Raw genomic sequence first — 26,176 nt, forward strand, 5'->3', positions numbered from 1 at the left:
TACATCCCTTTATACATTTTAACATCATATTTTTACAAATCATACAAAAATTCTCATACACTATTTTTAAAAATATATATCCCTCATTAAATAATATGTTCCTTTCACTGCCATTTCTGCTTGTGATACGAATGTAATTTCTTTCATACTATCTTCACAGCATTTCTTAAATACAGCAAATATTTCAGGAACTAAACGCAATATACTGCCACTTACTGCAATTGGCGTTGAGTGCTTAAAGTTCAACTTGTTATAAACACTTACTGTAATCCTTGCCAATTCCTTTCCAGCTTGCATCATAATTTCATGCGCATCATCATTGCCATTTCTCGCTTCCTGAATAACTAATGGCGCGATTGCTGCAATTTTATCTTTAGAAGAAGTATATACTAAGCTTTTTATATGAGACGGTGTCAAAAGTTGAAACTGCCTTTGAATGTTCAAACTCAATGGACAAAGAATGATTCCTTGATCGAACTGAATTGCCATTTTCTTTAAAGCTTGTAATGCAATCCAATATCCGCTCCCCTCATCTCCTAAAATATGTCCCCATCCACCGCTATACTGATATACTTCCCCTTTCTTTCCTATACAAATTGCACCTGTACCACCTATAGTTAATATTCCCTCCTTACCTTTTAAAGCAGCTGCATGCGCGATCATTGCATCATTAAAAATTTCAATTTTTGTTCCGTATTTCTTTTTTAAACGTAATATTAATTCATTTGTATTCCCTCCGCTTATACCAGCTAATCCTAAACAAATACAAACGCAATGCTCATTCATTAAACTCTTCTGGCATTGATTAATTGCTTCCATAATATGCAAAAGTGCCTGATCAAAATCTATTAATACATTTCCAAATCTGCTCGTACCTCTTACAACTTCATTTCCATCTTGATCAAATACAATTGCCTCTGTCTTCGTTCCCCCGCCATCTACTCCAATCATATACTTCATATGTTCGCCTCATTTTCATCTGCGTATGGAGGGAATGTTATATTCCCTAAAATTACGGAATTCTTAGCACCTGTTGCGCTCGGCACATTACTTGAATTACGATGATATGTTTCGTTTGCTAAAATAGCAAACGCAATTGCTTCTTTCGCTGCTGAAGAGTGACCAATATCTTCTTGTATACATATGCTACATTTCTCTTCTCTTAATCCATTCCGTAACATTTCAACAAGTGTATTATTATAACTTCCACCACCACCTAAAATCACCTCATCAATTTCATAATACGGCAAAATAAACACCTTATAATGATGAACAATTGAACATGCTGTAAACATCGTGACAGTTGTCAATATATTTTCTTTACTATGCTTTTTAAATCGATTCAATAATCCAGTCACAAACGCTTCTCCAAACTGTTCTCTACCAGTTGATTTCGGTGGATTCATTTTCAAAAATGGATGATTCATACAATATGTCAAAACCTCTTCTACAACTACTCCTTGTTTTGCAATGTTACCATTTTGATCATATGACAACTGAAACAACCTTTGACATACTTCATCCATTACCATATTACCTGGACCTGTATCAAATGCTATAACGCTTTTCTCACTTAGTTGACTTGGTATTACAGTCACATTACCAATCCCGCCGATATTTTGTAGTAGTCTATTTTTAGTTTGGTGACGATATAAAATAATCTCTGAATATGGTACAAGTGGTGCTCCTTGTCCTCCAGCTGCCATGTCCATCGTTCGAAAATTAGAAATAACCGTCGTATTCGTTTCATACGCTATAATTGCTGGTTCTCCAATTTGTAATGTAGAAGGAATCATACCTCCATCTTGCTGTGGCTGATGATAAATCGTTTGTCCGTGAGAACCAATTAAATCTAATTGTCTCAAAGGAAAATTGGCCTCTTTACAAACTTCCTTTACAGCGTTTGCGAAGCGTAAACCGAGTTTAAAATTCAAACTGCATATAAGTTGTACATTTGAATTTTCTATTGATAATGCCTGCTGGATGTCATTTTTCATATCATTACAAAATGGCACAGTAGTAAAATGGATGAGTTCAACTTTAGAATCTACACCGCTTCCATCTATATGAACGAGTGCTACATCTATTCCGTCTAACGAAGTACCGGACATTACCCCTGCAACATACATAACATGCATGACCTCCTATTTACTAAAAAACAATCATGTAAGTAACGAACGTACAACCAATCGAAAACAATATAAATCTAAAAAACAACTGAGCTTTCGATGCAAACGATCCATCAATGAAAGAAACAACTACCGTAAGCAAAACGCTTGCCGCAATACTTGTAACGAGCCAAATACTATGCATTTGTGATAAATTTAGCATGCCTAATAAAGGGACAAAAAGTAAATTTGCACAAATCACTCCAAATAGTAATAAAAACACACCTTTATAACTAAATTTTATATTCATTCTATTTCCCCCTTTCTAGTTTTAATGTGAAAGAAGTGATAGACAAAAAGTCTATCACTCAAAATAACAGCATGTAGATTAAGGATTAACCGACTCTCCGTCACCATTCTTTTCGATTTCAAGCATATTTTTGTCGTACATTTTAAAGAATGGTAAATAAATAAGGAACGATATTGTTATATTTATAAAAACTAATACAATCGCACGCCAATCTCCACCTGTTGCTAAATATGCACCAATTGGAGCAGGTAATGTCCATGGCGGCATAATATGCGTTGGTGTTACAAATCCCATTACGGTTGCAGCATACGCTATAGTAGCTGTTACTAACGGGGTAATGACGAAAGGAATAATTAAAATTGGATTTAATACAATCGGCAAACCGAATATAACCGGTTCATTTATATTAAAAATCCCAGGGACAATACATGTTCTCGATAATGCTTTTGAATATTTTGATCGACCAAATATAATCATAGCTAACACAAGCCCTAACGTTGCACCCGAACCACCAATCCAAATAAACCATTGATAAAACGGTTCTGGTGCAATAAACGGAAAATGACTCGCTCCACTTGCTACAGCTTCACCGTTCTTTCCTAAATACACATCCCAAAGTGGCCTTGCCACAGTACCTACAACTGATACTCCGTGTATCCCGAAAGACCAGAAAAACGTAATTAAAAATACAGGTATAATAACGCCAAAGTAACTATCACCAGCTTTTACTAACGGTGCGGCTAGTTTATCTACAACGTAATGTAAATCAACTTTAAAAACGACTGTAATAAGACTCATCATAATAATAACGAATGCTGCAGGTATAAGTGCTTCAAATGAACGTGATACTGACGGTGGTACTTGTTCTGGCATTTTTATCGTTACGTTATTCTTCTTACAAAACCTTAAAATCTCAACTGATAAAATAGAGACGATCATCGTCACAAATAATCCATGACCTCCAAGATTTGTCATCGGAAGCATGAATCCTTTTTTATCAATTAACTCAGGCGTTAATGTTAAAAGTAGTGAACATACCGCAAGCTGTGCTCCTGATAAAGCATCTAATTTATAACTTTTCGCTAAATTATATCCTATTCCAAATGCTATATATAAGGACATAATAAACATAGTTAAACGATATGGTATCAATATACTTGTTTGATTCTTTAATGCCCAAACCGATATGAAACTATCTTTCGGCAGTGGTGGAAATGCTACTATTAAAAAAAAGCTTCCTACTATAATAAATGGTAACGCCGAAATAACTCCATCACGGATTGCTTGTAGATGCCTCTGCTCAGAAAGCCTTGCCATCGGGCCAGATAAGTTTTTATCAAGAAACGTGACAAACTTATTCATAACGCTTCCTCCTAACTAATTAATTCATTTACAGTTTTTAATAAAGTCGGGCCTCCAAGTGGCGTGTATGCTTGCGGTGGAATGATGCCACACGGAATAGATTCCTCCTCTGCAAATTTTTTTACAGAGTCAAATCGGTGTCTTATTTGAGGTGCCACCATTACGACATCCCAGCCATTCTTTACTTCTTCCTCTACCTCATTCGTTCCAATTGCATGCACTTCCATGTTCACACCATTTTTCTCCGCTTCTTTTTTTAAAGCGTTTACAACAATTGCACTGGACATTCCTCCAGAACAGACGAACAAAACTTTCATTTATTAATCCTCCTATACTTATAATTTATTACCCTTCAAATGAAAGGAAGTTTCACTTTACTAACAAGCATATGAAGTAGTAAATGAATTTAGTTATAATGAAAGTAAATTTCATTAAAAATATTTTTCCTATTAAATTAATGTTTCAATATGCAATTTTCTCTATTGCAAAGTCAACCTCGCCTCCTATATTATTTTAAATAATCATATGATAGGGAGGCGTATAAATGATCGTTAAACGTTTATTAATGATATGTTGTATCGTCATCTTGTTCATCCCTTTCTCTTTCATTCCCCCTCACTCTACTTATGCTGAAGTAAATACTGCATACAAAAAACATGAATTACGTGCTGTATGGATTGCATCTGTTCTGAATATTGATTGGCCCTCAAAAACTGGCTTACCCATTGAAAAACAGAAACAAGAATTTATAAGATTATTAGACGATGTAAAAAGCACTGGTATGAATGCAGTTGTTGTACAAATTAAACCAACCGCTGATGCTTTCTATCCTTCAAATTACGGTCCTTGGTCTGAATACATTACAGGAACACAAGGAAAAGATCCTGGTTATGACCCGCTTGCATTTATGATTGAAGAAACTCATAAAAGAAATATAGAATTCCACGCTTGGATTAACCCATACCGAATAACGATGAATCACACCGATATAAATCGATTATCAAATAATCACCCTGCAAGGCAACATCCCAATTGGGTTGTCCCTTATGGCGGAAAGTTATATTACAATCCCGGTATTCCAGAAGTGAAAAAATTTATAACAGAAGGTGCTTTAGAAATCGTGCAAAATTACGATATTGATGCGCTGCATATGGATGATTATTTTTATCCATATAAAGTAGCCGGTGAAGAATTTCCAGATCAGAAAACGTACGAAACATATAATAACGGTAGATTTACAAATATAGAAGATTGGCGACGTAACAATGTAAATGAACTTGTAAAAGATTTAAATACTGCTATAAAACAAGAAAAATCATATGTAAAGTTTGGCATTAGTCCATTCGGCGTATGGAGAAATATAGCTGACGATCCGACTGGCTCTAACACAACCGCAGGCCAAAGAAACTATGATGACCTTTATGCTGACACACGTGAGTGGATACAAAAAGGATATATTGACTACATTACACCGCAAATATATTGGAATATAGGTTTCACCCCAGCTGCATATGACATATTAGTAGATTGGTGGGTTAAAGAAACAAATAACAAACCGATTCACCTATACATCGGTCAAGCGGCCTATAAAATTAATAATAACTCCGTCCCTGCTTGGTCTGATCCAGAAGAATATCCAAGACAAATTGCATTAAACCGGCTATATCCTGAAATAAAAGGTAGTATGCATTTTAGCTTAAAAGATATTAATAACAATCCACTTGGAGCTAAAGATAGACTCTCAAAAGACATATATAAATATCCTGCATTAATTCCGCCTATGCCTTGGCTTGATCATGATCCACCAAAACAACCGACTTTAAAAGGTGCCATTCCAAGAGATGAAGGTATTGCAATCGGTATCATTGACAATAGAGATAATGATTCTACTTATTACGCTATTTACCGCACGAATGGGAAAAATGAAGTGGATATACAAAATCCGAAAAATTTACTTACTACTGTAAGAAAAACAACACTTGGAGAAATTTATGTAGATAAAACCGCTATTTCTGGAGAAACGTATACGTATGTCGTAACTGCAGTTGATCGATTGCATAATGAAAGTGTGGCTTCTAGTCATACTACCGTTAGTGCAAAATAAAATCTCATAACAAAAAGCGCCCTAAAGCTGTGATACTTAGCTTTTAAGGCGCTTTTTGTTATTTATTCTTAAACTTCTCAGTCGCTGCTCTCATCTTCACATTTAAATCGTGATCAATTGAGTCGCGAATATCTCGCTCTACTACTTCCATTTCTTTTTGGAAATTTTCCAAGTAGATTTTCAGTTCTTCTTCTTTCTCTGGTCTTTGTGAAGGTGGTAATTGTACTACCAACGATAACATGGCCGTTAAATCTTTCATTAAGAACGTTTCAAGTTTATGTTGTTGTTCAAACATGCGTTGCTCTTGATAGTACGGAAGTGCATTCAATACTGAAATTGTAATATCATCAACCGTTCTTTGTAATGAAGGATTTATTGAGCGTTTATACGCTTGAATTGTATTTAATGCGTCTGGATAACGGTCATAAAAATACAATTTGTAAAATGATAAGTCTGTCGGTTTTACAGTTTGCTGTGTCTCTTGTCTTAAGAAATCTTTCACTTTCATCGCAGCTACATCAATATCTTCATTCGTAAGCTTTTTCGTAGTTTTTGCCATTACATGCACTTTTTTCTGCTTTTCTTTCGGTAACATCGAGAAGACTTGTTCTCTCGTACGTTGACCTGATGCACAAAATAGAGTATTTAATGTATTTTGTTCTTTCTTTCCTTCAGTGCGAATCCAGCGATAAAACAGTGGATGTTGTGTAAATTCTTGTAGAAACGGTATTGATTTGTTTGATAACTTGTCTAAAGAATCTTGCGCTCTTTTATATGGCTTCGTCCATGAAAAATACAGCTTCCGTCCGAAATATACGACTAAAACAACGACAGTAAATGCTATTAAAAGCAATGTACCGAGTAGTAATAATACTGTTTGAATGAAACTCATTTGTTCACCTCCTCTAATAATCCTTTATTTCCTTGGACGCTGAATGAGTTTCTGCTTCATCTCATCATTAAATGTGTCTAGTTCAATAACGAACTTCTTACTTGACTCGATAATACGTTCTGACGATTTTTCAGATGCTTCAATTGCAGCGAACACATTTTGGAATGATTCACGTAATTTATCCATGCTAATAGCAGGGTTTTCAAGCAATTTTGTCGTTTCTTCTGTATTTTGTTTTAACGCTTGAGAATTACTTAATACCATCGATTCAATTGCTTCATTTGTCGCATTCACTGCATCGATTGTTTTCCGTTGATTTGTTAACGCTAACTGAATAGCAGCTGAAACCGTTACAACGTTTTGCGTCATCGTAATTGCATTACGAATTGCCTCTGTTAACTTTTCATTATTTTTCTTAATAATGTCTACAGATGCGATAGATTGTAATAAAACACTTTTCGCTTGCTGCATATTACGTGTACGTACAAGTATCTTTTCTAACGCATCGTTAATTAATGGAATATCTCTTTGACGTTCTGGATTTTGTTTCTCAGCTTCCAGCATGCCAGCAAGTTTTTTCCCTAAGTATACTTGCTTATCAAGAGCGTGAATTTTATCATGCGATTGCTCTTTAAGCATTTCAAGACCAACTGTATCTTCTTGTAAGTTGTCACGACCAATTAGAAGGGATCTTATAATCTCCTCAATTTGCTTATCTATAGATTGATATTTATGCACGTATGTTTCAAGTGGATTTTTCTTGAATACTTTAAACATAATTTTCTTCATACCACTTGCTTTTAATGAATTCGGATCAAGTTCTGATACCACTTTTCGTAATTCTAACAATGTATTTGGAATTTCTTCGTTCTTTCCATTCATCATCGCTGTTACAGGACGTTTTAATGCTGACAACGTTTGTCCTGCTGCTTGTTGCTCTTTATCTCCTAAATCTCCTAGCTGAGACAATACTTTTGATAAATCTGTATTTTGCTCGCTATTTAACTTTTGTACATAAAGATCAGCTTCTTTATTCAGTTCCTCTAATTCTGCATCTTTTATAACTGTATCAACCACTACTTCTACATTATTATCTTTCACGATCGATACAGGTTCTTTTTTCTCGAGTTCAGTCAACAAAATCGCTCCTTTATTTATATGTGCGAATTTATATGCACTATATTTCATCTATTATATCGTATTTCATATACATTCTGATTGCTTGAAATCGATTTTTTTAGAAATGCCTGTTTATGCAGTCATTCCCTGTTTCTTACTATAAGTATACCTGTAAACAACATAATTTTCCTCAGACTTAAGACCTAGAGAACGACATGCTGAAGGCGGATTCTTCGTATGTTACTATAAATTATGTTCTCCTATCCTTCTGTACTCAATCTTTTGACATACACCCTTTTTCAATGTGATAATTATATTGCGCTCACTCCTATTTCTTCTTGCGCGCTACGAGTGCTCCATTTTGAAATGCCAATAACACCGTTTCAAACATTTCATCTTCTTCTATCATTTTTTTAAACTCGGCTAATTCATTTGCATGAGAGGTTGCGTTATCAACAACAAGAAAACCCTTTGGTTGTAAAATGCGTTTTATATGCTCAAGCCACCACATGTATTGCGTACGCTCTGAATCTAGGAAAATAAAATCAAATGAATGATCTAATTGCGCATCTAAAAATGCCCCTGCTTCTTGATTATGAACATCAATCCTTTGTAAAAGGTTTGCCTTTTCAAAATTGACAAGTGCCTCTCCAACTCGTTCTGAAGAAAGCTCTACAGTTGTTACATTTCCATTTGTTTCTTCTACCGCATTAGCTAACCACAATGTAGAATAGCCATTAGAAGTTCCGATTTCTAAAATGTTTTTTGCGCTACACCCTTTTACTAAAATTGATAAAAATTGCCCCATCTCACGAGTAATATTCCGTAATTTTTCTTCCCGTGTTTTTTTATTTCGATCATGCTCTTCTCCATATTGTTCAAGTTGAAATAATAATGAATCTAACGTATCCATTTTTTTCATCGCCTTTCCAAAGCAATATGATGAAAAAGCTCTTGCTGCCCGTCTACTTTCATTATATGCGAAACAAAGACCTTTTTCCTATTATATGACAAAGATTTGAATTTTTTTATAGCATATTGTTTCGTTTTTTGGTAAAGTTAATTTCTACGTGCAATTATTCCATTCATATTATTTCATATTAAAATTGCAGTTATTAAATTATATAAACCCCATTTAAATGAATCGGTATTTCAAATTCAATTAAGCGCCCTTTTCGGACGCATTTTCTTTGTTTATATATTTCCAGAAGAAAGGATGCTTACAAATGAACGTGATTAGCTTAGATGCTGCTCGAAAACGAAAGCAGCATAAAAAATTAATGATTACTATACCGATTATTACACGTATTTATGAAGAAGACGGGGAAATTAAATTTGAGGTAGCTGGCGAAAAAGATGTACCTCTTGAAATGTTAGAAAAATAATAAAAAAACGCATTTCTGAAGAAATGCGCTTTTTTATATTTTTACATTTAAATGCATAAGTTTTTCAGGGTTAACCATCATATAAATATTTGAAATTTTCTCATCCTCAAATGCAAACGAAAGAACATAAGTTACTTTATTATTTATTGTAACTATAACTCCTGGTATACCATTGACCATTTTGAAATCAACAGTGTACTCTTCTGTCAATCGTTGTGCAATCCCAAAGAACAAACGTATAATTCGATCCGCAGAATAAATCGGGTTAATAGCAGTCGTAACTTTACCACCACCATCAGCTTTGAGTATAGCATCTGTTTTTAATACTTCTAACATACCTTCCGCATCCCCACACTGTAATGATGATACAAACTTTTCAACATAAGAAGCCATTTTCTCCGTGCTTAATTTTGATTGCTTCGGTTTCTCCAACATGCTTTTTCGAGCACGTTGAAAGATTTTCCTGCAGTTCACACTACTCTTATCAACAATTGAAGCTATTTCTTCGTATTCATAACTGAAAACCTCTCTTAATATGAAAACAATCCTTTCTACCTCAGATAATTGTTGTAAAAGTAATAAATATGCGGTGGAAAGGGATTCTTTCATTATAAATGACTTTGATGGCTCATCACTCTCTTCTACAATTGGCTCTGGCAACCACATCCCTACATACACGTTACGTTTATGCGCTGCCGATCGTAATTTATCAATTGAACGATTTGTCGCCATCTTACATAAATATGCTTTCATATTTTCTATAGATTGAGGATCTTCTATATTATTTAGCGAGATAAATACATCCTGAACGATATCCTCAGCATCCATAACACTCCCAAGGATTCTGTATGCTAACGAAAATAATAATGGTTGATACGCTTCATATAACTGCTCCGTTTCCATGATGAACTGCCTCACTTTCATATTGCTTTAAAATGTGTAACGCTGCACGTTTCCCGCTTGCTACCGCAGCATCAGCTAATATTTCATCATGCCCTGCCCAATCTCCTGCAACATAAACACCTGGCATTTCAGGTATATTAGGACCCGGCTTTTCAACACGGTCAATATGAGGAAAATCATGTACTACTGTTATTTTCGGTAAATATTGCTGTGCAACAACTTCTCTTTTCCAATTTGGATGTAACAACTCCATCGTACTTTCCAACTGTTCTTTATCTTCATGAATATGATTCATCTCTAGCATAGGATTATGGTACTTAATTAGACTCACTGCAATTGATCCATCTTCACTTAATTTAGCTGCTCTCGATTGATTTGTGAAAAATATAGGTTGATCTAATCCTAATACAAATTGATGTGTAGAATTGGGTAATTGTCTCAAGCCAATATCTAATGCAGCAACAGTAACCGGTACCGATTGTTCACTCCATCTATGCAAACTTGTTCCTTCTGCACCTTTTATTATTTTACAAGCCTCTTTTGGCGGAGTCGTCACGATGACTGTACCTACTTCAAAAACCTCATCATCAACACAATGTATTCTTTGTTTATCTTCATAATGCTCTATTTCCAAAACATGCTTTTTAGCCAAAAATTTTACCCCGACATCATTCGCTAAATCTCTTAATTTTGTTATTATCGTCTCCCAACCACCATCTACATAAAGCACTCCTGCTTTTATAGAAAGCTGTATTTGCTTTAGTACAGATGATGCTAATTGTATTGTAGGAGCAAACGTATATGTTGTTGTCCGGCATAGCGCATAAAATATATTGCGAACCATTGGATCTTTTATTTCATTTTCTGCCCATGTAGTTAGACTCATTTTCGGAACTTCTCCTACATCTAAATTTCCTAAACGAATCATAAGACGTGAGAATTGTACTTTTGCAGACCACGAAAGTAGTGGTGTTGATAAAATTGAGCGAAAATCTGTTGGGATGGTGAATATATCCCCTTTCCATATTCCATGTGCTTTTGTAGATGGTATTCCACCTGGAAGATTCAAACCGAGCTCATTAAAAGTTATAAACGCTGCTCCGCCTCTATATAAAGCATGTGCACCAAGATTCATGCAGATTCCATTTTTATTTATAGTCATCCCTCGGCCACCGAATTGACTGGATTTTTCTAATACAATCACTTTCTTTCCAGCTTTCGCTAAATATATAGATGCTGTTAATCCAGCAAGCCCACCGCCAATAATTGCTACATCAAATGTATTCATAATAAAATCCCTCCTTATCGTTCTACATACAAGACGAACGATTAAGGAGGGATGTGACATGAAAATAAATTTTTATTACCCTACTTTATTTCATTACTTTTTAATTCGTTCATATTGCATACGAAATAACTCAATTGCAAATGGAATATCCTCTTCACTCTTTATATAATAACTGATCCATCCTGATTCAGGTAATACGTGATTTGGTTTTACCAATCCTTGCTTCACTAATTCATCTCGCTTTAACTTCGGAAATGGTAAATCAGCTAATTTATCACCATGAAGATGGCCAAGTTCTTTCTTACCATAATTTATTTCAATACCACCAAATCGATGCGGTTTTTCAGAAACACCCGCCCAGCTGAGTACTTCATTTCTAATCATTTCACTAAATGACATGAACATTCACTCCTTATAAATGATTGATGTACTTTTAAATTAACATTTTCATTACTTTTTTCCATCAATCCAAAGTATGAATGGGAATACGAATATAGTTTAGTATTAACACCTTATTCTTTATGAAATAAGTGAATTTATTAAGCTGCCGACAACAGCACAAAACAAAGACTAGACTCATATCCTAATTTTGTAACCTAACTTCCCTATAGAAAGGCGGGTAATACAATTGACTGCCAACATCGACTATACCTCTCCCTCAACCAATTTTACTTATGATGTAAATAAAAGTAATTTTTTTCGGAAAGATGCCCAAAATTATATAAATGTACTCGGTATTAAACAATTAAATACTTTAGAAAATACTTCTTTATTAGATATTTATTTAAGTACAGGAAATGTTGTAGAACCACATATTCATCAAAATGCAACTGAACTTGTTTATTGTATTTCAGGGTCTGCTGTTGTTTCTTTACTTAATCCATTTACGAATCAAATTTTAAACTTACCGATAAAACCGGGGCAAGTTGCCAACATTCCACAAGCGTGGTGGCATTATGAAATTGCTACAGCAGATAATACTCATTTATTAGCTATTTTCAATGCCCCAGCGCCAGAAGTTATTTTCGGTTCTGATATTTTAAGATTAACTCCGGCTCATATGATGGCCCATACTTACTGCCTCAATGAACAACAATGGAAACAAGCGGTTTCCCCTATTCAATCAACTACTGTAATTGGTCCTCCTTCAAACTGCAATCAAAACCGTGAAACGAAAAATTATCCAACCCAGCCCCTCGCTCAACAACATAATCCGCATCACCAAGATTCTTATTACTTTCCTCTTTACTGGGGCTATTAATTTGTAAATTTTCAAAAAAACATAGTTTATCTCCTAGGAAAATACCGAGGAGATTTTTTTATTGTATCTTCTCTTCCTATTAAAAATAGTAACAATTGATAGTGTACATACATATAATATTTATATATTAAATTGGAGGTGATAGTACTATGAGTAATTATAACTATCGAAAAAACTACTCTTATAATAAAAATAGTAGCTCTTCAGCATCCTCTCAATCTTCCAATTCTCAATCTTCCAATTCCCAATCGCAAAGAGACTTAGCCGAGCAAGGCTATGTAAAGAAAAAAGGATGTAACTGCAATAAAAATAAATAGTTTATTTTATGGATGAATTCTTTTTTAAAAGAATTCATCTTTTTTTGCTGATCGGAAATTTTTAAAGTTACATAACTTATGCCTTAAATGAGAAAGGGTAAATTATACTTTTTTATACGAACTTAATAAAGAGTAATTATTCAATTGATTTATTACTTATTTCCTCAAAAAATATAGTCCTTCCTAAATTTATTAGGAAGGACTATATACAAACCCCTGTTTAATTTCCTACTAAACATTGTAACAAATTAAACGATATTAATACCTGCACTTACAAATCCAGCAACTGCAGCTATTGGACTTGCTGCTGTTAATGAAACATACAGTAGTATTTTATCTCCAGCAGCTACTGGAATAGCTTCAGCTATGATACCTGATGCTGTAGAACCAATCGCTATTGCGGCAAATGCTGGTGTTAATAAAAGAGGTGCGCCTTGTACTGTAAACGTATTGCTTGCTGCAGGTGCAGTTAATATTTGTATTTGCACTTGAACAGGTGATATTGGAGCTAATGCAGCTGTTGCACTAAAGAAACCTGCTAATGACGTGATAGTTCCTGCACGTGGTGCTACAAATGCATAATCACCTACACCTAATGCTAATGTGATACTAGTTCCACCAGTTAAAGCTACACCAGGCTGACTAAATCCAAATCCAAGAAGAGTTCCTGTATTAGCTACTAACGCGTTAACTAACGCAGATGGTGTTGTACCTGAAGCAAATGGAATAATAGCTCCGCCACCAGTTGCACCAGTTGCTCCTGTTAAACCTGTTGCTCCTGTTAAACCTGTTGCTCCTGTTGGACCTGTTGCTCCTGTTGGACCTGTCGCTCCTGTTAAGCCTGTTGCTCCTGTTAAACCTGTTGCTCCTGTTAAACCTGTTGCTCCCGTTGGGCCTGTCGCTCCTGTTAAACCTGTTGCTCCTGTTAAACCTGTTGCTCCTGTTAAACCTGTTGCTCCACCAGTACCTGCTGGACCTGTCGCTCCTGTTGGGCCTGTTGGACCTGTCGCTCCGCCTCCTGGACCTGTTGGACCTGTTGGACCTGTTGCTCCGCCTCCTGGACCTGTTGGACCTGTTGGACCTGTTGCTCCGCCTCCTGGAGTAGCACCAATTAATTGAGTTAATAAGTTTAATAAAAGTTGTAAACTTGCAGGGTCAATAATTAAAGAGAAGAAGAATGGTGCAAGAGCACTGTAGAATTGTTGTAATAAAGAAAGTAATTGACTTAGATTTGGGTTAGGAGATTGTAGTAAATTAATAATACTTTGAATTAATTGTTTTAAGAAATTCCCTTCTGGGGAAGGTGCTAATTCATTTAGTAAGTTCAATAGTTGAGTAAACAAATTGAGTAAAGCTAATCTGTTTGCATCACTTGGATTTGCAAAAAACGCTGCAATAGCCGCTATTAAAGAGTTTAGTAAAGTAATTAATCTACCTAATTGCTCACTAGTAATCGGAACTGTTTGTGGATTGTTACAGCAATCTGGAGTGAAAACAATCGGATTATTGCAGTGGTTATGACCAAAACAATTATTGTTTGTCATTTATGTCCTCCTTACTTGTTTTATATTTGAGTTTTTCCTATTATAAGGATCATAAAGTTGTAAAAAAATATGTTATATATTGACTTAAAATAGGAAACATGAAATATAATTAAACTTACAAACGCTATTTAATTATGTTCATGACTCACATATTAATTATATGTTTTTAATAATTGACTGCTTAGATTAAATACCTAAACTTACGGGTTTATTTTATTTTTCCACGTTTATCTCTTAGGTTTAAATACACATATTAATTTGAATATACTCAACAATTAACAGTGCTATTTTTTTATATAAATATACATTATTTCTTTACTAAGATTGTGTTCTCTTTTTAAACATGAAGCCGTTTGTATTATAGAGAACTCTCATATAATATATTGAAAAATTCATTTTATATTTTATTCCAATACACTGTGAAAAGGATTGAAGTTAAAATTCCTATCATTCAACCATTTATGACAGCTAGAAATTGAATGTACCTTCACTTAATTTTAACTATTTAAATATAAAACAAAAAAAGACAGATTCCTTTTCATTAAGGATCTGTCCTTTTAATTAATAATGATAAATTGTAATATAATTGAAGATCCTTGCGATGGAGGTTGAGTATCCAATAAAGTTAATTTACCAGTACTCACCTCATATAATGGCTGTGGTTGCATTATTCCATTAATAAATAAATTAATATATGAAACTTCACTAGGCGATAATATATTCGTTGTACCATATTGAGGTATCCCATCGGCATTTGTATATATAAGTTTCTCTCCATCTGCAAAAGTATAATATAACAAATTGGTTGTTGTGATAGGACCAATACCCCCAGTAGGGCCTGTTGCTCCGGTCGGTCCCGTTTCTCCGGTTAGCCCGGTTACTCCTGTTGGTCCCGTTATTCCAGTCGGGCCCGTTTCTCCTGTTGGGCCCGTTATTCCAATTGGGCCCGTTTCTCCTGTCGGGCCTGTTTCTCCGGTTGGGCCTGTTATTCCGGTCGGCCCCGTTTCTCCGGCCGGCCCCGTTATTCCAGTCGGGCCTGTTTCTCCGGTTGGCCCCGTTTCTCCGGTCGGCCCCGTTATTCCAGTCGGGCCTGTTTCTCCGGTCGGGCCCGTTTCTCCGGTTGGGCCTGTTATTCCAGTCGGGCCTGTTATTCCAGTCGGGCCTGTTATTCCAGTCGGGCCTGTTATTCCAGTCGGGCCTGTTATTCCAGTCGGGCCTGTTATTCCAGTCGGTCCTGTTACTCCGGTTGCTCCCGTTATTCCGGTTAGCCCGGTTACTCCAGTTGCTCCCGTTATTCCGGTTGCTCCTGTTATCCCCGTCGCTCCGGTCGGTCCCGTTATTCCAGTTGGTCCTGTTGCTCCGGTTGGAATATAAATTGGTGGAAGAATCGGAAATGTAGGTCCAATATTTTCTGGTCCTATCATCCCCTTATTCAATGATAATTTGTCATTGCGTTTCAAGTTAATACCTCATTCCACATGTTTTTTAACTCATACATATCATTTAGACCTTATCATTAAAGAATAACTTTATAACTATTCTCTTTTCTTCTCATAATAATTATTACATGTATTAAACATTTTACCGTTGCTATAGCCACTATTATTAATATAATAAATTGATCATTCTATTTAAAAAGTAGTAAATCTATAACATTCTTATTTAAAAAGATGAGGTGATTTATATTCAAGATAATAATGAAATTAGAAAAAAGGAACTAATGTCAATGGCTCTTGACATTATTTTCCCTTACAGGCTTACGGGGCCTACCGGAAGTACTGGATCTACCGGGAGTACTGGGCCTACCGGAAGTACTGGACCTACCGGAAGTACTGGACCTACCGGGAGTACTGGACCTACCGGGAGTACTGGTTCAATCGTTACAACAAACTCTATGTTCGCTAATAATACATCAGGTGGTTCTGTTTCAGTCGTATTAGGAGGAACAAACATTCCACTTGCAAATAACCAAAGTCTCGGTAATTTTACAGTTAACGCTTCAAATGACGTATTTACAATTCCTGTAACTGGAAGATATCATTTAACCTATCAAGTTAATACAACAACCGCTCTACTTGCTGGAACTAGACTACTATTAAACGCTTCTACGCCAATTCCTGGCTCTATTTTTTCTCCCACTTTATCTACTTCAAATTATAGTAATAACTTAATTACTAATTTAAATGCTGGTAATACAATCTCACTACAATTATTTGGTATATTATCCGTCGTGAATTTAGTTGGAGGCGGATCAACAGGTGCCTCTCTTACAATTATACGAATTGATTAAAAAATGATTCATTCTTTTTATAATAAACAATCTAAATACTCAATTGATAAATATTACGATAGTGATTAAGTAATAAAAATAAATTTTACTATATCCATAGTAGAAAACATCTATACTAAATTTTCCGTATATATATTATCAATTTACACTTCACCCATGTCGATGTTACATTAAAGATGAAGATTGTTTCTTCTTTACAGACCATCTCAATATGTATTTGAGGAACATCTCCAATCCTATACGCGAGAGCAATACTATATTGACACTCAATTGAGTGTCTTTTTTTATATTCAAAAAATAAAAATCAGACTACTTTATATACTAATCCATCCACATACCCTGTGTGGTTTAAAACTTTTAAGAGGAAACCTTCTAACAATAGGTTTCCTTCCATATCATATTAAATAAGAAGCAGGTTAAATACGGAGGTGATTTTGATTAAGACTACTTTAATTTCTCATTTTTACAATGAAGAATATTTACTTCCATGGTGGTTAATGCACCATACAAAGCTATTTGATCATGGCATTCTTATTAATCGTGGATCCACTGATCGTTCAGTTGAAATCTGTAAAACATTCGCTCCTAATTGGGAAATACGAAACTCAAAATCACTCGAATTTGATGCTTATTTAGTTGATCAAGAAGTTATGGAAATTGAAAGAGAAATTACAGGATGGAAAATGGTATTGAATACGACAGAATTCCTGTGCTGTTATAATAAAGAACAATTTTTTAAATCACTTAGCACTATGGGCGGCAATATGTTTTCAATAAGAATGATTATGATGATTGATGAACCGACTTATGGCTACACTAATCCAAGATATAGCTCTCCGCTTGTTAAACAACGTTATCACGGCATAATAATTCAACCTAATCCAAATCAACTATATCTTAACGGTAGATTAATTCACAATAATTCGCACGGCAACTATAGAGTCGGGAGACATGGCTCGCATTATCCTTATAGCATTTACATGGAACCTGCTTTTATTTTTAAATTTTTTTACAGTCCATGGAACGATCCAATGAAAAAACGAAAATTACAAATTGGGCCGACTCTTTCTCAACATAGTGTACGACGTGGATTAGGTTCTCATCACTTAACAACAATTGAAAAATTAGAAAAAAAATACAAATACTATGCAACCTTAACTACGGATCTCCGGTTATTCCCAGAATACCAAATTATATTTCCTGATCTTTGTCCTTAATGTCATGAATATTTAGTTTCGACATCTATCCGTTTTTTATTAACATACCAACTCCAACTAAATACTTTTCTCTAGTAGAAATCTGAGCTAGAACTCTTGCTGTACGCAAATTCCTCTTATTTAATCTCGTATCACTAGCCTATAATCTTTCATACCATTTCATTAAGCACTTGATGTTGGATCAGAAATAAAAAATGGTAATTCATTTGGAAAATTTTCAAATTCAGATTATATACCTTCTAAAACAAAGAATTCAAACAATAGAACCTAAACTAATGTTTTAAGTTATGGCTTTATTTTTTTTTATTATTCACTTTAAAATCTTTTTATAATAATATTGAAAAATACGGTATAATATAAATTACTGTTCTTTAGGAGGATTACAATGGCTGATAAGTATAAATTTTTCATTCTCATTGTTACCACATTTTTTTCATTCTTTTCTTTAATAAAAGATTTTCGCAACACTTCAAAAAGTTTCTTTTGGGGTAGTTTTATCATTCTTACAAGCTTCATGATACTATTAATACATGCTCTAGATTTAACTCAAATACTTTTTTATCCAAAGCAAATTGCGCTTGAATTTATTACAATACCACGGAAATTATTTTTACCATCTGTCACTGAGGCCGCCAGTCTCCCTCCAACACTAAGATAATAATTTGATTAAGAGCTCTTTCTAAAAGAGCTCTCTTTTTTTTACATAAACATACCATATACAAAATCCAACCTTAACCACTTAATTACTAATTACTTATAAGAACCTAACTTATAAAACGCATAATAATTATACTTATTTACTAGTATACAAGCCGTATCTCTTAGTAGAAGCACAGCATATTATACGATACAGGACAAAACTTTCAAAACACTTGTCCGAGTTAATTTTCAAAAAGGGGTGAACATAAATGCCTATCGTTAAACCTTTTATAGCTGGAAGACGATTTGTAAGTACAGCAGCAACAGGAACTGCTGCTGGAGCAGATTTAACTTTTGCTAACACAGACTTCACTGATGACACTGGTGCTGTAACAACATTCCCTGCTTCTTATGCCTTTTTAACACTTTATATTAATGGTGTTATTCAAACAGGTGATACTATTACTGGTGTGACTACTACAGCTGCTACTATTGTAGGAGGAGCAGTCCTAGATGGAGGCACTCCTATCGCAATTGAATTTACTATAACGTAACTTTAGTTGTCTTTTTAGAGGTTTCATTAAAAGAAACCTCTAATTTTAAAAATTCACATCAATTTTAGTAGCAACTACATAATACAGTGCAAATACTAGATAGAATGATAGAAATTTATACTCACTCTCAAAAAGAGCACTTATCTATAGTGATCTTTTATATAGCGCAATAATTTTTCGTCTATTTGCTCTTGGAGAATCGACTAAGCAGTTAGCTAAATTAGCTAACTGCTTTTTCCATATTGTATTTATTATTATTCATAGCTTTATCCGTAATAGTAACGCTTGTGCACTATCTACTATAAATTTTCATATATTGTATTATGCTTGTCCAAAATGTGAAGTTAATACTCACGAAATCTAAATACAAGAAAGGAGTGAAAATATGCGCTCATCCATTCGTAAATTCGCTAATTTTAATTGTGAAGCACAAGCACCTAGTACACTACCTGCCCTAGGTTTTGCCTTCAATGCTACTTCACCTCAATTTGCAACATTATTTACACCACTACTATTACCTAGTACAGGCCCAAATCCTAACATTACTGTCCCTGTAATCAATGATACAATTAGTACTGGAACTGGTATTAAAATTCAAGTAGCTGGTATTTATCAAATTAGCTATACATTAACGATTAGTCTTGATAACGTTCCAGTAGCCCCAGAAGCAGCACGCTTTTTCTTGACATTAAATTCATCGACTAATGTTATTGCAGGATCCGGAACCGCAGTCCATTCTAATATTATTGGAACTGGTGAAGTCGATGTATCAAGTGGCGTCATTCTAATTAACTTAAACCCAGGTGATCTAATTCAAATTGTCCCCGTTGAAGTAATAGGTACAGTAGATATTCGTTCTGCAGCGTTAACAGTTGCACAAATTCGTTAATAAGGTGAAACTTTAATCATTGGGGTTTAGTTCATCCCCCCATGATTATTAGCCCTCACCAATTGGGTTGCCCGTTAATGCGGGATAAAAACAAAAGACTTGGCTAACTAACATTTAATGTTCCTTATACACACTAAAATATATTTTTATAGATTTGACACACATTTATATCAAACAAGCATATTTTATTGTATGTTGACTATATAGTCATACAAATCTAAAGCGTTCATAAAAGCACACTTATATGTGTGCTTTATTTTTAATTAAAACCTACAACATTCTCAAACAATATCCATATATTATCTTGATTCCTCTCTAAATATATAGTTTGTCTCAGAGCGCTTTTAACAGCGCTCTTTTTATTTAAATTCCGATTTTTAAGGTTCGATTTTATGATTTACGTTATACACATGCTACGCTACTTTTGAAACAAGGTATACATCTAAAGACTGTAAGTGAACAATTCAGTTATAAAGATATGTTCATAACATTAAATCGCTATTCACATGTTTTGCCTGGAATGCAGGAGGATGCTGTTAAAATATGTAGTGAAAAACCATTTGAATAGTAATATTTACAAATATAAAAAATGCGGTTTCTCCTCTCAAGAGAAACCGCAACATATCAATGTTTTTACTATATTTTAAACTGACTCGTATACAGATCAAAATAAAACCCTCTATCTTCCATAAGAGACTCATGATTCCCTCTTTCTAAAATTCTTCCATCCTTTATAACAAGGATTTGATCTGCTTTTTCAATTGTTTTAAGTCGGTGAGCGATCACAAAACTTGTGCGACCTCTCATTAAATTATTTAGCCCTGCTTGTATTTGTAATTCTGTTCTTGTGTCAATATTAGATGTCGCTTCATCGAGAATTAATATATCTGCATCTGCTAAAATTGCTCGTGCAATCGCAAGAAGTTGTTTTTGTCCTTGACTTAAATTCGATCCTTCTGAAGCAATTTCTGTTTCATATTGATTTGGCAAATGCTTAATAAAAGAATGTGCAGATGCTGCCTTAGCTGCAGTGATAACTTCTTCATCAGTAGCATCTAAGCGTCCATAACGGATATTATCCATAATCGAACCCGCAAATAAATACGTATCCTGTAAAACTACTCCTATTTTACTTCGTAAAGAATTAATATCATAATCTTTTATATCTTTTCCATCAATATGAATTTGTCCTTGCTGTATATCGTAAAAGCGAGTTAACAAATTAATGATTGTTGTTTTCCCTGATCCAGTCGGACCAACTAAAGCAATTGTCTCTCCTGGCTGCGCTTTAAGACTCACTTCTTTTAAAATCGTTTTATTCTCTGCATAGCCAAATGAAACATTCTCAAGTGCAACATGCCCTTGTAAATTTTGTACAACAAATGCGTCTTTTTTATTTTGAATTTCTGGTACCTCATCCATAATCTCAAAAACACGTTCTCCACCAGCAACTGCCGCTTGAATTGTATTCATTAAAGTCGCAAATTGACTTAACGGTCTTGAGAATTGACGAGAATAATTAATAAAAGCCGCAATAACACCTACTGTTGTCATTCCGTTTAAGACCATAACTGATCCAGTCCCAATGACAAGCCCCATACCTAAGTTATTAATAAAGTTCATACTTGGAAAAATAAAAGCTGAAAATGTATCAGCCTTCGTAGCTGAAACTCTTAGCTGTTCATTAATTTTATTGAAATTTTGTACAGTTTCTTTTTCTTTTCCATACAACGTCGTAACATCCGCACCTGTAATTGCTTCCTCAATAAATCCATTTAATTCACCTAAATCTTTTTGACGCTTCGCAAAGTTTTTACCACTATATGCAACTAGTTTTTTTGTAACGTAAAACATAATAGGTACTGTAATTAAAGTTACAATTGCTAAAATCCAATTTAAGGCGAACATCGCAATCGTTACACCTATAAAAGTTAGCGCTGATGAAATAATTTGTACAACACTTTGTGTCAAAGCTTGGTTCAAATTATCTATATCATTTGTCACACGGCTCATTAAATCACCTTGAGAACGCACATCAAAGAACCGTAAAGAAAGCGTTTGGATTTTCTCAAAAATATCTTGTCGTATTTTTTGAATTGTTTTTAATGCAACGTTAATCATGACAAATGTTTGTAACCATGTTAAAAGTACAGTTACACCGTAAATCGCGATAAGTAACATACACATTCTTGCTGTACCACTTAAATCTTTCGGTACAATATATTGATCTATAATGACTCCCATAAAATAGGGACCTAATAATCCAAGTAAAGTAGTAACAACGACTAGAAATATAACAAACATTAGAGCAGCTTTTTGATAGCCCATATAGTTCCATATCCGCATTACAGTTCCTTGGGCATTTTTAGCTTTTCCCATCTTCGGTGTGTTTCGTCCACCTTTATTAGCAAATTGCCCTTGAAAATTACGCATGTTCTTCCCCACCTTCTTTATGCAAATTACCACCTTGGGAAAGATAAATTTCCTGATAAATCTCACTTCGTTCTAACAATTGTTCATGTGTACCATTGCCAACTAATTCACCATTATCTAATACAAGTATTTTATCCGCATCCATTATGGAAGAAATTTTGGACGCGATTAATAATGTCGTTGTGCCTTTATATTTTGTTTTTAAAGCTGTTTGAATAGTAGCCTCTGATTTTGCATCAACTGCTGATGTAGAATCATCTAATATGAGAATCGGTGGTTTTCTCACAAGTGCCCTTGCAATTGATACACGTTGTTTTTGTCCACCTGATAGATTTGTCGCACCTTGTGTTAAATTATATCGATAAGATTCTTCCAGCTTATTGATAAACTCAGTCGCACAAGCTGATGCAGCTGCTACTTCCAGCTCATCATGTGTTGCATTTTCTTTACCATAACGTAAATTCTCTTCTATACTACCTGAGAACAACAAAGCCTTCTGAGGTACAAACCCTATTGAAGCACGGAGTTTTTGCAAATCATATGTTTTAACATCTATTCCATCTATACATATTTCACCTTGATCCACATCATATAGACGTGGTAACAGTTTCGCTAAGGTAGATTTACCACTTCCAGTTGATCCAATAACCCCTACTTTTTCACCTTTTTGTATGCTAAACGAAATATCCTTTAAAACGTATTCATTATTTTTCGTATAGCTATAACTAACATTTTTAAATTCGATATTCCCCTCGATTTTCTCAGGTTCGATTGCATTAGCTGCGCTTATAATATCAACCTCGGTATTTAACACTTGCTGTACACGATCCGCAGATGGAAAAGCTCGCGCAATTTGAATAAATACCATGCTAATCGACATAAGTGACATTAAAATGATATTCAAGTAATTAATAAATGCCAAAATCGCTCCTACTTGAAGCGTTCCATTGAATACTTTTTCCCCACCAATCCATAATGTTGCGACAATCCCGCCACTTACAACTAGCATAATGATTGGCATCATTAAAGAAATAAGTTGCACAGCTCGAATATTTATCTTCGTTAAATTTGTATTTACATTTCCAAATTGGGCGATTTCGTATTTTTGTCTTACATACGCTTTTATAACACGTACACCAGATAAATTTTCTTGTAACTTTGTATTCACTTTGTCCAATGCCTCTTGCACCTTTTTAAATGTACCACTTGCTTTACTTGCAATTAAAATAATCGCAAGTAATAAAATCGGAACAACTACAAGTAATATTGGAAATAACTCTCTTGCTGTTACAAAAACAATAATTATACTTCCCATAAATAACAGCGGACCACGAACGAGAACACGTAATGTCATTGTCATTGCTGATTGAATGGAAGTGATATCATTCGTCACGATCGTTAATAATTTACCTGTTCCAAATGAATCACGATTATTACTAGAAAATGTTTCTATTTTCGCAAACACATCTTTTCGTATGTCAGTAGCGAAATTAACAGCTGCTTTTGTAGAATACATCATACACCCAAGCCCTCCAACTAAACCGAGTGCTGCTGCTCCTATCATAAGAAGCCCCATTTTTATTACATAATTTAAATCCCGATTTGCAATCCCAACATCAATGATATGTTGCATAATAGTCGGTTGAATTAAGTCCATCGCAACCTCAAGTACCATAAATAGCGGTCCAATAATAGCGAAGAACATGTATGGTTTTAAATACTGTAATAACTTACGAAATGATTTCATACATAATCTCCTTTTCCCATGAAATTACCACTGAATAATTCATATCCCTCCTTATTTAAGCGATATTTTTTGTAATTTCTTCATTACTTTTATTATATTATGCAAATTAATATTTAACATTATTAAATGATAAGTATTAATGACTTTCTGGTCAATACATATGCTTTATATTATGTAAATACAAAAACCGCATTCTTAATGAAACGAATACGGTTTTTCATCTATAATTCTTCAATTGTAAAATTTAAAAACTCAGTCTCAAATCCATTATTTTTAGAAGGACTACACGTGTAAAAACCTATTTTAATAGGCTCACTCCCTATATCCTCCATTAAATGAGCGATTCTTATTTGTTCCCATTGATGGCTCTTTTTCACATATATTGTATAATCACCGCGTTTTCGAATAATTCGAAAACGAAGTTGTTGCTTAGCTGCTTCTGTTGGATAATCTTGCGTTGACCAATCAGAATATCCATTATTCGTTACGACAGCACCTAAGTGAGATGGCCCTTCAGGGATATATTCTAAAGATGTTTTTAGCCAACAGTTCTCCGAAATCATAACAAAAAGACCTGCTTGATCGAATTTTGAATTTGGATTCATACGTAACTGAACTTCAGCTTGAAAGTCTGTCATCATCTCATTATAAAATACATGACCATTCATTACTTCAAAACCATAATGTGTTTTAAGCCAAAAATCGGTTTCTGCTTTCGAACGGACAATAAACGCATGATTATCATTAATTTTATAGTATTCAGGTACATTCATTATAGTGAGTTGCTCAATACGTTCTGGTATATACGATATATTCATAGCTCCTCCATAATAAAGCATTTATATAGACATTTAAAACTCCGCTAATACTGGGAATTTATAACCTTTAAAATCTAACTCTTTATCACTTCGAACCATTAAATACTTGCTAGACTGTAATTCTTTAAACTGTACATCCTCAACCCCTAATTGATCCGGTGAAAAATAAAATTCGATTTCCGTAAACCTTTCATTGATTTCTCCACATAATTCATCTAAAACCGGAAGTACTGGCGCAAATACTCCAAATAATTTCAACTTTTCATTGTCTACTTCATAAACGATTAAAGCATCTAGTTTCTCTGAATAATACAATTTCTCATTCCATTCCGAATCATACATATTCAAATAAAATGAAGGATGGAAGTTTAAAGTTGAAAAACTATTTGAAAGTCTTTGGCTACTATCAATCGTTTCATGTATTAACTGTCTATTCTCTATATTATAGAAATCTAACTTTTTAAGTAGTGAATGGTTATTATTAATATTTTTATCATATGGTATAGTCATCAAATATTCCTGCACAACTTTAAATCCAAATGCTGTATATAGTTCAGGTTTTTCCGTAAACAATAATGCACATTCACATTTCTTATCAATTTCTTCTATCATTTTACTCATTAATTGTGTCATTAGCCCTTGTCTACGGAAATTAGGGTGTGTCATTACTGATTGAATACCCGCCGCATTTATTTTTTCACCATTAATTAATAATGGGAGTGAAAATGCCGCAACATTTGCAATCACTTTATCTTCTTGTAAAAATGATAAAGCTTTATATGTATCATCCCAATATCCTTTATCCGAAAAATCATTCAATGTTTGAGTTGTAATTCCAAACACTTCTTCAAATAAAGGAAATAACTGCTCTCTTTTCGGTTCTTCTATTAGAAGACTTGCCAATTTTTCAACATTCCCCATGTTGTACCTCCAAATGTTAAATTCCATTAAATTAGATATACTTATATGACCTACTCTTAAAAATAGAGGTCTTAC

Annotated in this window: 25 protein-coding genes; 8 read left to right on the forward strand and 17 right to left on the reverse strand. The window is 34.3% G+C overall.

What is annotated here, in order from left to right; all coding sequences use genetic code 11:
- Positions 1-66: 66 nt before the first annotated feature.
- From ACTFR8_RS02580 to ACTFR8_RS02600, 5 genes are all read right to left on the reverse strand, one after another.
- Positions 67-960, reverse strand: a complete 894-nt coding sequence (locus ACTFR8_RS02580) for a BadF/BadG/BcrA/BcrD ATPase family protein (protein WP_440026918.1) — start codon at positions 958-960, stop codon at positions 67-69.
- Entirely contained in the window at positions 957-2,129 is a 1,173-nt protein-coding gene (gene anmK / locus ACTFR8_RS02585) for an anhydro-N-acetylmuramic acid kinase AnmK (protein WP_252209979.1), read from the reverse strand. The genes ACTFR8_RS02580 and anmK overlap by 4 nt, the downstream gene beginning before the upstream one ends.
- 22 nt (positions 2,130-2,151) lie before the next feature.
- The gene (locus tag ACTFR8_RS02590) at positions 2,152-2,418 is read right to left on the reverse strand and encodes a hypothetical protein (protein ID WP_001021963.1); all 267 of its coding nucleotides are present in this window, start codon (positions 2,416-2,418) and stop codon (positions 2,152-2,154) included.
- Between the two features lie 78 nt (positions 2,419-2,496).
- Positions 2,497-3,780 (reverse strand): PTS sugar transporter subunit IIC, encoded by a 1,284-nt coding sequence (locus ACTFR8_RS02595; protein WP_252209978.1) that lies wholly within the window; start codon positions 3,778-3,780, stop codon positions 2,497-2,499.
- An 11-nt stretch (positions 3,781-3,791) separates the two neighbouring features.
- Entirely contained in the window at positions 3,792-4,097 is a 306-nt protein-coding gene (locus ACTFR8_RS02600) for a PTS sugar transporter subunit IIB (RefSeq protein ID WP_000865907.1), read from the reverse strand.
- A 227-nt stretch (positions 4,098-4,324) separates the two neighbouring features.
- On the opposite strand from ACTFR8_RS02600, the gene ACTFR8_RS02605 reads away from it, so the two are divergent.
- Positions 4,325-5,884, forward strand: coding sequence for a glycoside hydrolase family 10 protein (locus ACTFR8_RS02605; protein ID WP_252209974.1), 1,560 nt, complete (start codon positions 4,325-4,327; stop codon positions 5,882-5,884).
- 58 nt (positions 5,885-5,942) lie between these two features.
- Here ACTFR8_RS02605 and ACTFR8_RS02610 read toward each other — a convergent pair whose 3' ends face one another.
- From ACTFR8_RS02610 to ACTFR8_RS02620, 3 genes are all read right to left on the reverse strand, one after another.
- A complete protein-coding gene (locus ACTFR8_RS02610; RefSeq protein ID WP_000008378.1) occupies positions 5,943-6,776 on the reverse strand; it encodes a DUF3974 domain-containing protein in 834 nt (277 codons plus the stop codon).
- Between the two features lie 24 nt (positions 6,777-6,800).
- Positions 6,801-7,913, reverse strand: a complete 1,113-nt coding sequence (locus ACTFR8_RS02615) for a toxic anion resistance protein (RefSeq protein WP_000137396.1) — start codon at positions 7,911-7,913, stop codon at positions 6,801-6,803.
- A 310-nt stretch (positions 7,914-8,223) separates the two neighbouring features.
- Entirely contained in the window at positions 8,224-8,817 is a 594-nt protein-coding gene (locus ACTFR8_RS02620; RefSeq protein ID WP_252209972.1) for an O-methyltransferase, read from the reverse strand.
- 304 nt (positions 8,818-9,121) lie between these two features.
- On the opposite strand from ACTFR8_RS02620, the gene ACTFR8_RS02625 reads away from it, so the two are divergent.
- On the forward strand, positions 9,122-9,280 hold the full coding sequence (locus tag ACTFR8_RS02625) for a hypothetical protein (protein ID WP_001100984.1): 159 nt from the start codon (positions 9,122-9,124) through the stop codon (positions 9,278-9,280).
- Between the two features lie 33 nt (positions 9,281-9,313).
- Here ACTFR8_RS02625 and ACTFR8_RS02630 read toward each other — a convergent pair whose 3' ends face one another.
- The 3 genes from ACTFR8_RS02630 to ACTFR8_RS02640 form a co-directional block, all read right to left on the reverse strand.
- Positions 9,314-10,183, reverse strand: a complete 870-nt coding sequence (locus ACTFR8_RS02630) for a sigma-70 family RNA polymerase sigma factor (RefSeq protein ID WP_000447142.1) — start codon at positions 10,181-10,183, stop codon at positions 9,314-9,316.
- Positions 10,161-11,471: a phytoene desaturase family protein gene (locus ACTFR8_RS02635; protein WP_252209970.1), complete on the reverse strand. Its 1,311-nt coding sequence runs from the start codon at positions 11,469-11,471 to the stop codon at positions 10,161-10,163. The genes ACTFR8_RS02630 and ACTFR8_RS02635 overlap by 23 nt, the downstream gene beginning before the upstream one ends.
- A 93-nt stretch (positions 11,472-11,564) precedes the next feature.
- Complete coding sequence (locus tag ACTFR8_RS02640; protein WP_252209968.1) at positions 11,565-11,870, reverse strand: luciferase domain-containing protein; 306 nt, start codon at positions 11,868-11,870, stop codon at positions 11,565-11,567.
- Positions 11,871-12,099: 229 nt separating this feature from the next.
- Here ACTFR8_RS02640 and ACTFR8_RS02645 point away from each other — a divergent pair, with 229 nt between their 5' ends.
- Positions 12,100-12,732 carry a cupin domain-containing protein gene (locus tag ACTFR8_RS02645; protein WP_000126331.1) on the forward strand — a complete coding sequence of 211 codons (633 nt, stop codon included), beginning with the start codon at positions 12,100-12,102 and terminating at the stop codon, positions 12,730-12,732.
- 565 nt (positions 12,733-13,297) lie between these two features.
- Here ACTFR8_RS02645 and ACTFR8_RS02650 read toward each other — a convergent pair.
- The gene (locus ACTFR8_RS02650; RefSeq protein WP_098481260.1) at positions 13,298-14,593 is read right to left on the reverse strand and encodes an exosporium glycoprotein BclB-related protein; all 1,296 of its coding nucleotides are present in this window, start codon (positions 14,591-14,593) and stop codon (positions 13,298-13,300) included.
- A 557-nt stretch (positions 14,594-15,150) separates the two neighbouring features.
- Positions 15,151-16,053 (reverse strand): DUF4183 domain-containing protein, encoded by a 903-nt coding sequence (locus ACTFR8_RS02655; RefSeq protein ID WP_252209967.1) that lies wholly within the window; start codon positions 16,051-16,053, stop codon positions 15,151-15,153.
- 215 nt (positions 16,054-16,268) lie between these two features.
- Between ACTFR8_RS02655 and ACTFR8_RS02660 the strand changes: the two genes are divergently transcribed.
- The 5 genes from ACTFR8_RS02660 (at position 16,269) to exsF (ending at position 20,182) form a co-directional block, all read left to right on the forward strand.
- On the forward strand, positions 16,269-16,883 hold the full coding sequence (locus ACTFR8_RS02660; protein ID WP_025966752.1) for a BclA C-terminal domain-containing protein: 615 nt from the start codon (positions 16,269-16,271) through the stop codon (positions 16,881-16,883).
- A gap of 434 nt (positions 16,884-17,317) precedes the next feature.
- Positions 17,318-18,100, forward strand: coding sequence for a glycosyltransferase family 2 protein (locus ACTFR8_RS02665; RefSeq protein WP_000598287.1), 783 nt, complete (start codon positions 17,318-17,320; stop codon positions 18,098-18,100).
- A gap of 385 nt (positions 18,101-18,485) precedes the next feature.
- Positions 18,486-18,758, forward strand: coding sequence for a hypothetical protein (locus tag ACTFR8_RS02670; protein ID WP_000774119.1), 273 nt, complete (start codon positions 18,486-18,488; stop codon positions 18,756-18,758).
- 250 nt (positions 18,759-19,008) lie between these two features.
- Positions 19,009-19,293, forward strand: a complete 285-nt coding sequence (locus ACTFR8_RS02675; RefSeq protein ID WP_001123247.1) for a DUF4183 domain-containing protein — start codon at positions 19,009-19,011, stop codon at positions 19,291-19,293.
- Positions 19,294-19,678: 385 nt separating this feature from the next.
- Positions 19,679-20,182, forward strand: coding sequence for an exosporium protein ExsF (gene exsF / locus ACTFR8_RS02680; protein WP_252209964.1), 504 nt, complete (start codon positions 19,679-19,681; stop codon positions 20,180-20,182).
- A 636-nt stretch (positions 20,183-20,818) separates the two neighbouring features.
- Here the strand turns inward: exsF and ACTFR8_RS02685 are convergent.
- The 4 genes from ACTFR8_RS02685 to ACTFR8_RS02700 all read right to left on the reverse strand — a co-directional run bounded on the left by ACTFR8_RS02685 (position 20,819) and on the right by ACTFR8_RS02700 (position 26,101).
- Positions 20,819-22,615: an ABC transporter ATP-binding protein gene (locus tag ACTFR8_RS02685; RefSeq protein ID WP_001243556.1), complete on the reverse strand. Its 1,797-nt coding sequence runs from the start codon at positions 22,613-22,615 to the stop codon at positions 20,819-20,821.
- Positions 22,608-24,362: an ABC transporter ATP-binding protein gene (locus ACTFR8_RS02690; RefSeq protein WP_070183840.1), complete on the reverse strand. Its 1,755-nt coding sequence runs from the start codon at positions 24,360-24,362 to the stop codon at positions 22,608-22,610. The genes ACTFR8_RS02685 and ACTFR8_RS02690 overlap by 8 nt, the downstream gene beginning before the upstream one ends.
- Before the next feature lie 221 nt (positions 24,363-24,583).
- Complete coding sequence (locus ACTFR8_RS02695) at positions 24,584-25,180, reverse strand: DUF1349 domain-containing protein (RefSeq protein ID WP_001027681.1); 597 nt, start codon at positions 25,178-25,180, stop codon at positions 24,584-24,586.
- 33 nt (positions 25,181-25,213) lie between these two features.
- A complete protein-coding gene (locus ACTFR8_RS02700) occupies positions 25,214-26,101 on the reverse strand; it encodes a GNAT family N-acetyltransferase (protein WP_061139304.1) in 888 nt (295 codons plus the stop codon).
- Positions 26,102-26,176: the final 75 nt, after the last annotated feature.

It is taken from the genome of Bacillus cereus group sp. MYBK15-3 (assembly GCF_051916765.1).
Taxonomy (GTDB): Bacteria; Bacillota; Bacilli; order Bacillales; family Bacillaceae_G; genus Bacillus_A; species Bacillus_A cereus.

Coding starts and splice junctions, on each gene's coding strand:
- ACTFR8_RS02580 (WP_440026918.1), bottom strand. CDS start 960: ATGAAGTATATGATTGGAGTAGATGGCGGGGGAACGAAGACAGAGGCA.
- anmK (WP_252209979.1), bottom strand. CDS start 2,129: ATGTATGTTGCAGGGGTAATGTCCGGTACTTCGTTAGACGGAATAGAT.
- ACTFR8_RS02590 (WP_001021963.1), bottom strand. CDS start 2,418: ATGAATATAAAATTTAGTTATAAAGGTGTGTTTTTATTACTATTTGGA.
- ACTFR8_RS02595 (WP_252209978.1), bottom strand. CDS start 3,780: ATGAATAAGTTTGTCACGTTTCTTGATAAAAACTTATCTGGCCCGATG.
- ACTFR8_RS02600 (WP_000865907.1), bottom strand. CDS start 4,097: ATGAAAGTTTTGTTCGTCTGTTCTGGAGGAATGTCCAGTGCAATTGTT.
- ACTFR8_RS02605 (WP_252209974.1), top strand. CDS start 4,325: ATGATCGTTAAACGTTTATTAATGATATGTTGTATCGTCATCTTGTTC.
- ACTFR8_RS02610 (WP_000008378.1), bottom strand. CDS start 6,776: ATGAGTTTCATTCAAACAGTATTATTACTACTCGGTACATTGCTTTTA.
- ACTFR8_RS02620 (WP_252209972.1), bottom strand. CDS start 8,817: ATGAAAAAAATGGATACGTTAGATTCATTATTATTTCAACTTGAACAA.
- ACTFR8_RS02625 (WP_001100984.1), top strand. CDS start 9,122: ATGAACGTGATTAGCTTAGATGCTGCTCGAAAACGAAAGCAGCATAAA.
- ACTFR8_RS02630 (WP_000447142.1), bottom strand. CDS start 10,183: ATGGAAACGGAGCAGTTATATGAAGCGTATCAACCATTATTATTTTCG.
- ACTFR8_RS02635 (WP_252209970.1), bottom strand. CDS start 11,471: ATGAATACATTTGATGTAGCAATTATTGGCGGTGGGCTTGCTGGATTA.
- ACTFR8_RS02640 (WP_252209968.1), bottom strand. CDS start 11,870: ATGTCATTTAGTGAAATGATTAGAAATGAAGTACTCAGCTGGGCGGGT.
- ACTFR8_RS02650 (WP_098481260.1), bottom strand. CDS start 14,593: ATGACAAACAATAATTGTTTTGGTCATAACCACTGCAATAATCCGATT.
- ACTFR8_RS02670 (WP_000774119.1), top strand. CDS start 18,486: ATGGCTGATAAGTATAAATTTTTCATTCTCATTGTTACCACATTTTTT.
- ACTFR8_RS02675 (WP_001123247.1), top strand. CDS start 19,009: ATGCCTATCGTTAAACCTTTTATAGCTGGAAGACGATTTGTAAGTACA.
- exsF (WP_252209964.1), top strand. CDS start 19,679: ATGCGCTCATCCATTCGTAAATTCGCTAATTTTAATTGTGAAGCACAA.
- ACTFR8_RS02685 (WP_001243556.1), bottom strand. CDS start 22,615: ATGCGTAATTTTCAAGGGCAATTTGCTAATAAAGGTGGACGAAACACA.
- ACTFR8_RS02690 (WP_070183840.1), bottom strand. CDS start 24,362: ATGAAATCATTTCGTAAGTTATTACAGTATTTAAAACCATACATGTTC.
- ACTFR8_RS02695 (WP_001027681.1), bottom strand. CDS start 25,180: ATGAATATATCGTATATACCAGAACGTATTGAGCAACTCACTATAATG.
- ACTFR8_RS02700 (WP_061139304.1), bottom strand. CDS start 26,101: ATGGGGAATGTTGAAAAATTGGCAAGTCTTCTAATAGAAGAACCGAAA.